This is a genomic window from Pantoea sp. GW821-FHT03E06 (assembly GCF_059420725.1).
The window spans coordinates 2,295,518-2,307,664 of record NZ_JBWKUG010000001.1 but is presented as its reverse complement, the minus strand read 5'-3'; the positions used below and the strand labels follow the sequence as shown (position 1 = coordinate 2,307,664).

Sequence of the window (12,147 nt, the reverse complement as noted above, 5' to 3'; positions counted from 1 at the left end):
CGAAAAAGCGTGGTGAGATCGGTGGACTATGGGTGAAAAAGGGCGGGCATCAGCGTAGGAAATAGGCGACGAGAATGAAAACGAAAGGGGATGGATAGACGTGTAAGTAAGCGGAGAATGCCCGAGGCATGCTCCGCCTGAAGATATTACATACGTTCGACGGTTTTAATGCCCAGCGTATCGAGGCCTTGTTTCAGCGTCTTTGCGGTTAACGCGGCGAGCTGCAAGCGGCTGTGACGGATATTCTCATCCTCAGCCGAAAGAATCGGGCAGTGTTCATAGAAGCCGGAGAATTGACCCGCCAGTTCATACAGGTAAGCACACATCACGTGTGGTGTACCGTCGCGCGCGACCTGAGTAATCACTTCTTCGAACTGCAGCAGACGCGTTGCCAGCTGCGCTTCACGCTCTTCGGTCAGCACGATGTCGCCGCTCAGGCTATCGGCATCAATACCCGCTTTGCGGAATACTGACAGCACGCGCGTATAGGCATACTGCATATAGGGCGCGGTATTACCCTCAAAGGCCAGCATGTTGTCCCAATCGAAGATGTAATCGGTGGTGCGGCTTTTCGACAAATCGGCATATTTTACTGCGCCGATACCGACCACTTCTGACAGATCTTTCAGCTCTTGCGCTGACATCTCCGGATTTTTCTCACTCACCAGCGCATGCGCACGTTCCACTGCTTCGTCCAGCAGATCGGCCAGGCGAATGGTGCCACCGCTGCGGGTTTTGAACGGACGGCCATCTTTGCCCAGCATCATGCCAAACGCATGGTGTTCAAGCGGGACGGATTCCGGCACGTAGCCAGCTTTGCGCACGATGGTCCATGCTTGCTGCAAATGCTGATGCTGGCGCGAATCAATGTAGTAAAGCACGCGATCGGCATGCAGCGTTTCGTAACGGTATTTAGCACAGGCGATATCGGTGGTGGTATAGAGATAGCCGCCATCTTTCTTCTGGATGATCACGCCCATCGGTTCACCTTCCTTGTTTTTGAACTCATCAAGGAAAACCACGGTGGCGCCTTCGCTGGTCACTGCCAGACCTTTTTCACGCAGGTCGGCGACAATACCCGGCAACATATCGTTGTACAGGCTTTCACCCATCACATCATTACGTGACAGGGTCACATTAAGGCGGTCATAAACCAATTGGTTCTGGCTCATAGTGATATCAACCAGTTTCTTCCACATACTGCGGCAATATTCATCACCGCCTTGCAGTTTCACTACGTAGTTGCGTGCGCGCTCGGCAAAGGCTTCGTCCGCGTCGTAAGTCACTTTAGCTTCACGATAAAAGGCTTCTAAATCGGCCAGCGCGATCGCTTCATGATTCTCGTTCTGCTGCTTTTCCAGATAGGCGATCAGCATGCCAAACTGCGTGCCCCAATCACCTACGTGGTTGGCACGGATAACGTGATGTCCGAGAAACTCCAGCGTGCGCACGGCTGCATCACCAATGATGGTGGAGCGCACGTGGCCCACGTGCATCTGTTTCGCCACATTGGGCGCGGAGTAGTCAATCACGATAGTTTGTGGTTTAACGGTGCTCACACCCAAACGTGGCAACTGCAACGCCTGGGCGGTTTGCCCGGCTAACCACTGACGATCAAGGAAGATATTGATAAAACCGGGGCCGGCAATTTCAACTTTGCTGGCGATACCGGTGAGATCCAGATGCTGAATCACCTGCTCAGCCAGTTGTCGCGGTGCCTGACCAAGCTTTTTCGCCACGGCCATGATACCGTTTGCCTGATAATCACCGAACTGCACCTTCGCAGACTGACGAACCTGAGGTTCGCAATCGGCAGGCGCACCCGCCGCTACCATTGCCTGACTGACTTTGTCGGAAAGAAGAGCCTGAATATTCACCGCGTTACCTTCATATGCTGAAAAGGCCCGCCAGCAGGCGGCGAGCCGATGTCGTCATCCCACAACTGTACGGCGGGACGGAAAAATAAGAGGGGAAGTATACGTGAAATGTTAAGTTGCGTCAGCTTTTCGGTATGCTATGAGTGGCCACGTCGGGCCTCCAGCGCCGATTAACGGCGCCGTGAGTGACGACGAGGATTTTTAACAGTTTTGTCTTCACGGGCCTTCCAGTGGCGGGAAATTGCAAATCCCATTAGTGCAATCAGGACCGCGACAACAATGAGCATAGACATAAGGCCGTTCCTTGTAGTGGTGAAACACAAATTTATAAGAAAGGGTAGCAAGCTGCAATTGTTTGGAACTTAAATAAGACTTATCTCATTGTATTAACTATTATTAACAATAACAGTGGGTTAGGTCACTTTCATAAAGTAACTACTGGACCTGTTTTAACGATAAATCTGAAATGAATGGGCTATTTATGCTGTTTTAGGGCATTTCTTCACTGAAATCGGATGAATCCGACAATTTTGTCAAGTGGAATCAACACTTATCAAATTTCATATTGATTAATAAACGTGAACTGATATTGAGGTAATGGCGTGATGCAGACCCACTTTCCGCAGGAACTGGATGACTTAGAACAAGACCTGATGCGTTTTGCACAATCTCTTGAACATTTTGCTGAACGTTTAGGCATTAATCTGGCGGAACATGAAGCCGATCATGTGGCGGTGCGCTGCCACCAATTTGCGACAGCGGAACGCTGGAAAGCCGGATTTTTGCAAATGGGGCACCAGTTTTCACAGGCAATTATTAATGGGCGTCCAATCTGCCTGTTTAAACTGCATCAGCCGCTAAACCTGGCCGGCTGGCAAGTCGATGTGATTGAACTGCCGTGGCCGGGCGAGAAACTCTATCGCCATGAAGGGTGGGAGCATGTGGAGATTGTGCTGCGCGGCGATCCGGAATCGCTGGGTAAGCGTGCGATGGCCTTGCTTTCCGATGAGGCTTTGACGCAGCCTGGCATCTCCTTCAAGACCAGTGCGCCAAAAGGGGAGAACGAGCGCTTGCCCAACCCGACGCTGGCCGTTACGGACGGGCAAACCACCATTAAGTTTCATCCCTGGCGATTAGAGGAGATCGTTGCCAGCGAACAGGATTAACCGCGCGCAGCGACCGCATGCTGCAAACGTGTTACCGCCTGCTCCAGCGTGGCGCGGGTGCAGCCAAAGTTAAAACGCACAAAGCGATCATCGCCAAAATCGCCGCCAGGTGAAAACCCCAGCCCATGCTGTTCAAAGTAAAGCGCGGGAGTGTCGACAGCGAGTCGACTGGCATCGATCCAGCCGAGATAGGTTGCTTCCGGCGCAGTCATGCGCAGTGCTGGCAGGGCATTGACCTGTGCCACCAACCGATCGCGATTAGCGCGTAAATAATCGAGCTGGGCAGTCAGCCACTCCTCGCCATCCCGCCACGCTGCCTCTGCCGCCACGAGCGCCAGGATATCAACGCTTGGCACGATCCCTTCACGGACCTGCTTAAAGCGTTGTCTTAATTCGCGGTTGGGAATGATCGCCAGTGATGCGCCTAATCCTGCGATATTGAAGCTTTTTGACGGGGAAATCAGGGTAATACTGCGCTGTGCCGCATCCTCACTCAGCGTCGCGAATGGAATATGGTGCACGTCCGGTGATAACAATAAATCGCAATGAATTTCATCGGAGCAAACAATCAAATCATGCTGCTGTGCAAACGCCAACTGCGCCTCAAGCTCATCCCGACGATAAACCGTGCCACATGGATTATGTGGATTGCATAACATCAGCAGGCGTTCATTTCCCTGCATGGTGCGGGTGTTGAGATCCATGACCCATCGATCGCCCTGCAGTCGCATGGGTAGGTTCACCTGCGTGCGCTCGGCCAATTGTGCAGCGGTACGAAAAGGGGGATAAATCGGCGTGGGAGCAACGGTAGACTGGCCAGACTCTGTGAACGCGCGGACCGAAAGATTTAAACCGCATACGACGCCCGGCAGCAACACCAGCCAGTCGGGCTGAATATGCCAGTTGTAGCGCTGCGCTAAGCGGGAAATAGTGATATCAATCAATCCTTCTGGCGCTGCGCCGTAGCCAAATACGCCATGATCCGCACGCTTTTTAATCGCCTCAATCACGGCAGGCGGAGACCTGAAATCCGTGTCAGCCACCCATAACGGCAACACATCACGATCGCCATATTTGTGCCATTTCAAACTATCGCTGTGACGACGGTCTATCCATTGATCAAAATCGAATGCCATTGTGCGAGTTCCACGTAAACTATCCAATTAAGCAGATTAACTGAAGCATTCCTCCCGAGCCAGAAGTCATGAAAGGAGCATGGTATGACGAAACTGGAAATTTGTTGCTACGGCATCGATTGTGCAATGACTGCGCAGCAATCCGGTGCCGATCGCGTGGAGCTGTGCAGTGCGCCGCGCGAAGGTGGGTTGACGCCTTCAGCTGGCGTGCTGGAAGCGGCACGCCGTGAAATTTCGATCCCGGTTCATCCTATTGTCCGTCCGCGCGGTGGCGATTTTTGTTACACCCCGCGAGAGTTTGAGACGATGAAATCTGATGTCTCACTAATGCGTGAATTGGGTTTTCCGGGATTGGTTATAGGCATGCTGGATGAAGATGCGCATGTCGATATTGCCCGTATGCAGCAGATTATGGCGCTGTGTGATGGCATGGCGGTGACGTTTCATCGCGCCTTTGATTTATGCCACAGCCCTAAACGTTCGCTAGAAGTGCTGGCTGATTTAGGCATCGCGCGTATTCTGACTTCCGGCCAGCAACAGAGTGCCGAAGCAGGAATTGCATTATTACGGGAACTAAATGAGCACAGCACAGGTCCGATTATTATGGCCGGTGCGGGCGTACGCTTGAGCAATATTCAGAAGTTTATCGACAGTGGATTGCAGGAAGTCCACAGCTCCGCCAGCCGCTTAGTCGCTTCGCCGATGCGCTACCGTAAAGCCGGTGTTTCAATGTGCTCCGAAGCGGAAACCGATGAATTCAGCCGCTACTGCGTTGATGGTGATGTCGTTGAAGCCATGAAAAGCATGACGCAGTTAACCGACGCCCGGGTAGCCTGAATCCGCACCAGTTTTGCCGCGCAGCACGCCAGTTCACATGACGTGATGTTTGCAAGTACCAACCCCAGCATTTTTGCTGGGGTTCTTTTTGTCTATCCCCTTCATACTTCAGGCTACAGATAGGTTGGCGGCGTGCGTTCCTGTCGTTCGAATTTTTTGGGAAAGATTTCAAGTCGTAATAGCGTGTTCCAGCAAATGATGCTTTGATTACTTATGGCTTCGTACGGATAACCTTCATGAAATCCTTCCCTTGTGCCGTTTTAGTGCTGCTTATTCCTTACTGTGGTATCGCGCTGGCGGCAAGTTCCGCGTGTCCGCCGCTGAGCAAAAATATCACCAGCAGTAACAATTGGATTATGCTGGGTGGCGATGCCAAAGGTGCGGTGCGTCAAGTGGTGGCCGGCGAGTTTGGCAAAGATGTTAATTCGCAAAAGCGCGTGCTCGGTCAGTTTAATCAGTGCGGTGATTTGATGGTGGCCGATATCTCCTATGACAAAAATGAAGGCAACGTTTTACTGACCATGGAACAGCATATCGCCCGCGTGCAGCGAGGCTGGGTGGCGGAATATGCTTATCTGGTCAAAGTCATCAAGGCTGGTCAGGAAGAAGTTGTAGATAACCGGCAGGGCACCATTAGCTGGCAAATCGGACAGCACGGCAACATTGTCAGCTCTTCCGATAAATTTACCAGCATGGGCAAAGAGGGCTTTACCGACACGACATATCGCTATGACAAACAGCTCCGCGTTGAAAAAAGCGTGGCGCGCGGTAGCGACAGCATGAGCAACGGTGAAAACAGCTGGCGCTGGAATCCGCAGGGATTGGTCATTTCATCCACCAGCGCACGCAGCAAAGATACCTACAGTTATGACAACCAGTGGCGGGAACTGCGCCTGAATGGCACCTCGACAACGCCGGTTAGCACGCTGCGCTCGGTGGATGAATGCCAGCTGTGGGATGAGGTGGGCAACTGTACATTGAGCTATCTGCATGAAACCGAAGTATTTGCCAAAGGCACCATTGAACGCCATCTTAGCTCAGCCTATAAATATCAATATTGGAACTCGCCAGGCGAATCAGCCGCCCAGGATTAACGCCAAACACACCAATTTAACATTAAGGCAATGAACAAGGGCCGCGGAGTAAAGCTTCCAGCGCATGGATGCGCAGGCAGAGTCCACAGGGATGTGTCCACGACGTCTTTACGCAGCGGCCCTTGTTCTTTGCCTGAAACGTACCGGACAAACCTATGACCCTAATCCTTTCATTCCTCTTCGCCATCACCATTCTGACGCTCACTCCCGGCTTTGATACTGCGCTGGTACTGCGTTCCGCCGCCGCGCAAGGCTGGAAACGCGCCTCGGTAACGGCGCTGGGCGTCACGCTCGGCTGTTTGGTGTGGGGCGTTGCGGTGGGACTGGGTTTGGGCGCGCTGCTGCTGGCCTCGGAAATGGCTTATAACCTGCTGAAATGGATCGGTGCGGCGTATCTGCTCTATCTTGGCGTCAAACTGTTGATCAATCCGCGCACGCAGGCGGAAGAAGGGCAGCGCGCGCAGAGTAAAGAACAACGTTATTTCGCCTGCTTCACGCGCGGATTATTCGGCAACCTGCTTAACCCCAAGGTCGGCGTATTCTATGTCACCTTCCTGCCGCAGTTCATTCCGGCAGGCGCATCGGTGCCGCTGTGGTGCACGCTAATGGCGTTGACGCACATGGTGATTGGTCTGGTGTGGAATGCCGTGCTGATTGGTAGCAGCCAGTACTTCGCGGCGCATCTGCGTCGCCCTGCGGTACTGAAAGTGATGGATCGCCTGACTGGCTGCGTATTTATTGGCTTTGCCGCGAAGCTGGCGCTGTCGCGGCGTTAAGCTTTACGGTTTGCGGGCCACGAGTACGGCGCGCAGCGGCGCGGGATAACCTTCGACCGTTTTGCTGCTGTCGTTAGGATCAAGGAATTCGGCCAGCGATTCGCTGGTCATCCAGCTGGTGCGTCGCTGCTCTTCCACCGAGGTCACCGCATAATCGGCAATGCGCACATCCACAAATCCGCATTTTTCCAGCCAGCTCTTCAGCGCAGCGGCAGAAGGAATAAAGTAAACATTACGCATCTGCGCATAACGTTCACCCGGCACCAGCACCGCGTTCTCGTCGCCTTCAATCACCAGCGTTTCCAGCACCAGCTCGCCGTCATTGACCAACTGATTTTTCAACTGCATAAGGTGATCGAGTGGCGAACGACGATGATAAAGTACGCCCATCGAAAATACGGTATCAAACGCCTGTAACGCTGGCAGTTGTTCAATGCCCAGCGGCAGCAAATGCGCACGACGATCGTCGCCCAGCAGCTTACGTACCGCTTCGAACTGACACAAAAACAGCTGCATAGGGTCGATACCCACCACCAGTTTCGCCCCAGCACCGATCATGCGCCACATGTGATAGCCGCTGCCACACCCGACATCGAGTATCGTGCGATGCGTTAGGGGGGAGATGTGCGGCAACACGCGATCCCATTTCCAGTCAGAACGCCATTCGGTATCGATCTCGGTACCGTACAGCGAATAAGGACCTTTGCGCCACGGCATCAAATTGCGCAGCAAATTTTCAATACCCAGACGTTGACGATCGGTCAGATCGTTGGCATCCGCGCTCACGCTGTGCAGTAAATCCAGCTTGTGCGGTGCAAGCAGGGGGAGATAATCAACCGACTTCTCCCAATCGCGGAATTTACCGTGCAGGTTTTCACGCTGCCATGCGGCAATTTGCGCAGGTAAGACTTCCAGCCAGCTGGCGAGCGGGCCGGTGGCAATCTGCTGATAAAAACGGCCAAACTCAATCATTTCAACGCCACCAACGAACCAAAATTAAAACACTGGAACCATAACTCTGCATGTTTGAAACCGGCGGTTTTCAGGCGCGCTTTATGCGCCTCCACGCTGTCGGTCAGCATCACGTTTTCCAGCATGCTGCGTTTCTGGCTGATCTCCAGCTCGCTGTAGCCGTTCGCGCGCTTAAAATCGTGATGCATGTTGAACAGCAGTTCACCTACGTCAGCATCTTCAAAACTGAACTTCTCAGACAGCACCAGTGCGCCACCCGGATTCAGACCGTTAACGATTTTCTTTAATAATTCGAGACGGGCGGGCGGCTCAAGAAACTGCAGGGTAAAATTCAGCACCACCAGCGAAGCATTCTCGATATGAATATCCTGAATATCCGCTTCGATCACCTGAACCGGCGTGTCGGCACGGAAGGCGTCGATATGACGGCGACAGCGTTCCACCATCGCCGGAGAATTATCCACGGCAATAATTTGGCAGCCTGGCACATGAATATTGCGGCGCACCGACAGCGTGGCTGCGCCCAGCGAACAGCCGAGATCGTAAACCTGGCTATTCGGCTGTACAAAGCGTTCTGCCAGCATGCCAATCATCGAAATGATGTTGGAATAACCCGGCACCGAGCGCTGAATCATATCGGGAAAAACTTCAGCTACGCGCTCGTCAAAGGTCCAGTCGCCCAGCTTATCAATGGGCGCGGAAAATAGCGTATCGCGATCAGACATAATGAAAAGTCCGGAGAGAAATCGGAAAGGGCGCTATTTTGGCAGAAACTACCGCACGCTGCACGTTGTAGTGTTGAGTTTAGAATAGCGTCGATTGTTGCGGCCACTCAGGTAGATTGCGCAGTGTCGGCTCCAGCTGCTGCAATTGCGGCCACAGCGCCTGAACCAGCGGAAACACGTCGCCCATGTCTGGTGTATGAATAAACAGCATGGGATCGCTCTCTTTTTGCCATGCTTGCAGTTTACTGCGCCACGGCTGAAACAGGGGCACGCTCTCCGCCACGCTATCACTGCCAATGAAGCGCACCATAGGTTGCGATCCGGTACGCACAGCATGTGGCGGCACGCGCGGTTTTTGCGATCGCGCCTGCACCGCTGCGACAGACTGCGAGTTTGAGGCATGCACCGGGCGACTATCGAGCATTACCCGATTAATTCTACGGTCCAGCAAACCGCGATTCAGCGCGCGTTCGGCTTCACCTTTGGCAAAAAACGCCTGATGACGCACTTCCACGCCATAGTGAAAATTGCGCGGCAAGCTATCCAAAAAGAACCATAAATCACCAAGCTGTGCGGGAGAGAATGCCGCGGGCAGTTGCAACCAATATTGACCGATACGGTTACTCAGCGGATCGAGCAGGCGGAAAAACGCCGTCAGCAATTCATCACAGTTACGCAGGCCAGATTGGTGACTGATGCTCTCGGGAAATTTGAAGCAGAAGCGGAAGTCATCGTGGGTCATATCCCGCCAGCGCATCACCACTTCCGGCTTCGGCAAAGCATAAAGTGTGGTGTTGCCTTCCACGCAGCCAAACAGCTGTGCGTAATCGGCCAGCGTCTCTAAACCGAACTGTTTCCAGCGCGCGTGCTGCCATTGTGGTAAGCCAATGCGAAGTGTCAAACGCGAACTCCTTAATCCTTTAGGGGCGGGAAAGGGCGGCATAATGTACCCTGTTTTGATGTCGGCAGGAAAAACAGCGCGATAAAGCCTATTGTTTTGTCCGCTTTGATCTGGCTCCACTTATCCTGCCTGGGTTTTTCCATTATAATAGCCGCCTTTTTTGCGACAGCATCTCATAAGGTTACGCGGCCTGATGTTGTCTGGCAGCAGCGGCGAAGTTAAAAGGATACGTTATGCGTACAGAATATTGCGGACAGCTCAATCTGTCTCATGTGGGTCAGCAAGTCACTCTCTGCGGCTGGGTAAATCGCCGTCGCGATCTGGGTAGCCTGATTTTTATCGATATGCGCGACCGTGAAGGTATCGCACAGGTGTTCTTCGATTCCGATCGTCAAGACGCTTTCCAGCTGGCATCTGAACTGCGTAACGAATTCTGTATCCAGATCACCGGCACCGTGCGTGCACGTGACGAAAAAAACAAAAACAGCGACATGGCCACCGGTGAAGTGGAGGTGTTTGCGCATGAACTGAACATCATCAACCGTGCTGAACCTCTGCCACTGGATTCGAACCAGATCAACAGCGAAGAAGCGCGTCTGACTTATCGCTATCTGGATTTGCGTCGTCCGGAAATGGCTCAGCGTTTAAAAACCCGCGCTAAAATTACCAGCTTCGTGCGTCGCTTCATGGATGACCAGGGCTTCCTCGATATCGAAACGCCAATGCTGACCAAAGCAACACCGGAAGGCGCGCGTGACTATCTGGTGCCGAGCCGCGTACACAAAGGTAAGTTTTACGCGCTGCCGCAGTCACCTCAGCTGTTCAAACAGCTGCTGATGATGTCGGGTTTTGATCGCTATTATCAAATCGTTAAGTGCTTCCGCGACGAAGATCTGCGTGCCGACCGTCAGCCTGAATTCACCCAGATCGACGTTGAAACCTCGTTCATGACGGCTGAGCAGGTACGTGAAAAGATGGAGCGTCTGATTCGTGAGCTGTGGATCGACATCAAGGGCGTCGATCTCGGTGACTTCCCGCAGATGACCTTTGCGGAAGCGATGCACCGTTACGGTTCCGACAAGCCAGACCTGCGTAATCCCATGGAGCTGGTGGACGTTGGCGATCTGCTGAAAAATGTCGAGTTCCAGGTGTTCGCGGGCCCCGCTAATGATGCCAAAGGCCGTGTAGCGGCGCTGCGCGTTCCAGGCGGGGCTGCATTAACGCGTAAGCAAATTGATGAATACGGCAAGTTTGTTGAAATCTATGGCGCCAAAGGCCTGGCGTGGATGAAGATTAACGAACGTGCTAAAGGCTTCGAGGGCGTACAGAGCCCGGTAGCGAAATTCCTCACGGCAGAGATCGTCGAAGCGATCCTGAATCGCACATCGGCACAAGATGGTGACCTGATCTTCTTCGGTGCCGATCGCGCTAAAGTGGTGGCGGATGCGTTGGGTGCGTTGCGTCTGAAGGTGGGCCGCGATCTGCAGATCACCGATGAAAAAGCCTGGGCGCCGCTGTGGGTTATCGACTTCCCAATGTTTGAGGAAGATGAAGAGGGCGGCCTGGCAGCGATGCACCATCCGTTCACCTCGCCGAAAGCGATGAGCGCCGAAGCGTTGGCGACCGATCCGGTACAGGCAGTAGCCAATGCCTACGATATGGTAATTAACGGCTACGAAGTGGGCGGCGGTTCGGTACGTATCCACAGCGGCAAAATGCAGCAGACGGTGTTCAGCATCCTGGGAATCACCGAAGAAGAGCAGCGCGAGAAGTTTGGCTTCCTGCTCGACGCCCTGAAATACGGCACACCGCCACACGCGGGCTTGGCCTTTGGTCTGGATCGACTGACCATGCTGTTAACGGGTACCGATAACATCCGTGATGTGATCGCGTTCCCGAAAACTACCGCAGCAGCATGTCTGATGACTGAAGCGCCAAGCGAAGCCAATCCAGCCGCCTTGTTGGATCTGGGTATTTTAGTGGTACCGAAGAAAGAAAAGTCAGAGAACAAGTAATGGGCTATAAACATCCGGTATCGGTGCTGGTAGTGATTTTTGCGCGAGATACCGGCCGGGTGTTAATGCTGCAGCGACGTGATGACGACAGCTTTTGGCAATCGGTTACTGGCAGCCTGGAAGCGGGTGAAAGCCCACATCAGGCGGCTCAGCGCGAAGTGTTAGAAGAGCTCGCCATCGACATAGCGGATGAAAAGTTAGTGCTGGACGATTGTCACAAAGAGATCGAGTTTGAAATCTTCCCGCACTATCGCCATCGTTACGCGCCGGGCACCACGCACAATCGCGAACACTGGTTCAGGTTGGCGTTACCCGCAGAGCGTGAGCTACTGCTCACCGAGCATCTCGCCGCGCGCTGGCTCGACCCCGCCGCTGCCGCAGCCCTCACCAAGTCCTGGAGTAACCGCCAGGCAATTGAAGAATTTATCTGAATGCTCGCCGCCGCGCGTTATTCCGGTGGCGAATGCATTAAGTTTTATGAATCTGGTGAGTTTTCAATGAACGCACCGAACAATATCGAACAGTCAGGCGTAATCGGCGCCGCGAGGTTGTTCACCGCCAGCGCACAGCAACCGGAGCGTACTTATGTACGTGAGGATTGCGAGCACTGCCGGGGGACAAGATCGCAAGTAAGATAGCCTGCACCCA

General features: G+C 53.4%; 11 protein-coding genes. 6 read left to right on the top strand and 5 right to left on the bottom strand.

The annotated features are described in order from the left end of the window. Window positions 1-146: 146 nt before the first annotated feature. On the bottom strand, window positions 147-1,877 hold the full coding sequence (argS, locus tag AC07WB_RS10760; RefSeq protein WP_097097058.1) for an arginine--tRNA ligase: 1,731 nt from the start codon (window positions 1,875-1,877) through the stop codon (window positions 147-149). Window positions 1,878-2,482: 605 nt separating this feature from the next. Between argS and AC07WB_RS10755 the strand changes: the two genes are divergently transcribed. Next, the gene (locus AC07WB_RS10755; RefSeq protein WP_097097059.1) at window positions 2,483-3,043 is read left to right on the top strand and encodes a VOC family protein; all 561 of its coding nucleotides are present in this window, start codon (window positions 2,483-2,485) and stop codon (window positions 3,041-3,043) included. Here AC07WB_RS10755 and AC07WB_RS10750 read toward each other — a convergent pair. Beyond that, a complete protein-coding gene (locus tag AC07WB_RS10750; protein WP_494940466.1) occupies window positions 3,040-4,179 on the bottom strand; it encodes a MalY/PatB family protein in 1,140 nt (379 codons plus the stop codon). The two genes, AC07WB_RS10755 and AC07WB_RS10750, sit on opposite strands and share 4 nt — an antisense overlap. A gap of 84 nt (window positions 4,180-4,263) precedes the next feature. Here AC07WB_RS10750 and cutC point away from each other — a divergent pair, with 84 nt between their 5' ends. The 3 genes from cutC (at window position 4,264) to AC07WB_RS10735 (ending at window position 6,886) form a co-directional block, all read left to right on the top strand. Continuing rightward, window positions 4,264-5,016 carry a copper homeostasis protein CutC gene (cutC, locus tag AC07WB_RS10745; RefSeq protein WP_345829466.1) on the top strand — a complete coding sequence of 251 codons (753 nt, stop codon included), beginning with the start codon at window positions 4,264-4,266 and terminating at the stop codon, window positions 5,014-5,016. A gap of 236 nt (window positions 5,017-5,252) precedes the next feature. Then, window positions 5,253-6,110 (top strand): hypothetical protein, encoded by an 858-nt coding sequence (locus AC07WB_RS10740; protein WP_097097062.1) that lies wholly within the window; start codon window positions 5,253-5,255, stop codon window positions 6,108-6,110. Between the two features lie 155 nt (window positions 6,111-6,265). After that, window positions 6,266-6,886, top strand: a complete 621-nt coding sequence (locus AC07WB_RS10735) for a LysE family translocator (protein WP_494940465.1) — start codon at window positions 6,266-6,268, stop codon at window positions 6,884-6,886. Window positions 6,887-6,889: 3 nt separating this feature from the next. Here the strand turns inward: AC07WB_RS10735 and cmoB are convergent, their stop codons facing one another. From cmoB to AC07WB_RS10720, 3 genes are all read right to left on the bottom strand, one after another. Then, on the bottom strand, window positions 6,890-7,858 hold the full coding sequence (cmoB, locus tag AC07WB_RS10730) for a tRNA 5-methoxyuridine(34)/uridine 5-oxyacetic acid(34) synthase CmoB (protein ID WP_494940464.1): 969 nt from the start codon (window positions 7,856-7,858) through the stop codon (window positions 6,890-6,892). Then, window positions 7,855-8,583 carry a carboxy-S-adenosyl-L-methionine synthase CmoA gene (gene cmoA, locus AC07WB_RS10725; RefSeq protein WP_097097065.1) on the bottom strand — a complete coding sequence of 243 codons (729 nt, stop codon included), beginning with the start codon at window positions 8,581-8,583 and terminating at the stop codon, window positions 7,855-7,857. Before cmoA ends, cmoB begins: the two co-directional genes overlap by 4 nt. Before the next feature lie 79 nt (window positions 8,584-8,662). Further along, on the bottom strand, window positions 8,663-9,484 hold the full coding sequence (locus AC07WB_RS10720; RefSeq protein WP_400456078.1) for a DUF72 domain-containing protein: 822 nt from the start codon (window positions 9,482-9,484) through the stop codon (window positions 8,663-8,665). A gap of 233 nt (window positions 9,485-9,717) precedes the next feature. Here AC07WB_RS10720 and aspS point away from each other — a divergent pair, with 233 nt between their 5' ends. Then, window positions 9,718-11,499, top strand: coding sequence for an aspartate--tRNA ligase (gene aspS, locus AC07WB_RS10715; protein ID WP_494940463.1), 1,782 nt, complete (start codon window positions 9,718-9,720; stop codon window positions 11,497-11,499). Further along, entirely contained in the window at window positions 11,499-11,930 is a 432-nt protein-coding gene (nudB, locus tag AC07WB_RS10710) for a dihydroneopterin triphosphate diphosphatase (RefSeq protein WP_097097068.1), read from the top strand. The genes aspS and nudB overlap by 1 nt, the downstream gene beginning before the upstream one ends. Window positions 11,931-12,147 lie beyond the last annotated feature (217 nt).

Bases quoted from the DNA above. Each gene is read 5' to 3' on its own strand.
- AC07WB_RS10755 (WP_097097059.1), top strand. From the start codon at position 2,483: ATGCAGACCCACTTTCCGCAGGAACTGGATGACTTAGAACAAGACCTG.
- AC07WB_RS10750 (WP_494940466.1), bottom strand. From the start codon at position 4,179: ATGGCATTCGATTTTGATCAATGGATAGACCGTCGTCACAGCGATAGT.
- cutC (WP_345829466.1), top strand. From the start codon at position 4,264: ATGACGAAACTGGAAATTTGTTGCTACGGCATCGATTGTGCAATGACT.
- AC07WB_RS10740 (WP_097097062.1), top strand. From the start codon at position 5,253: ATGAAATCCTTCCCTTGTGCCGTTTTAGTGCTGCTTATTCCTTACTGT.
- AC07WB_RS10735 (WP_494940465.1), top strand. From the start codon at position 6,266: ATGACCCTAATCCTTTCATTCCTCTTCGCCATCACCATTCTGACGCTC.
- cmoB (WP_494940464.1), bottom strand. From the start codon at position 7,858: ATGATTGAGTTTGGCCGTTTTTATCAGCAGATTGCCACCGGCCCGCTC.
- cmoA (WP_097097065.1), bottom strand. From the start codon at position 8,583: ATGTCTGATCGCGATACGCTATTTTCCGCGCCCATTGATAAGCTGGGC.
- aspS (WP_494940463.1), top strand. From the start codon at position 9,718: ATGCGTACAGAATATTGCGGACAGCTCAATCTGTCTCATGTGGGTCAG.
- nudB (WP_097097068.1), top strand. From the start codon at position 11,499: ATGGGCTATAAACATCCGGTATCGGTGCTGGTAGTGATTTTTGCGCGA.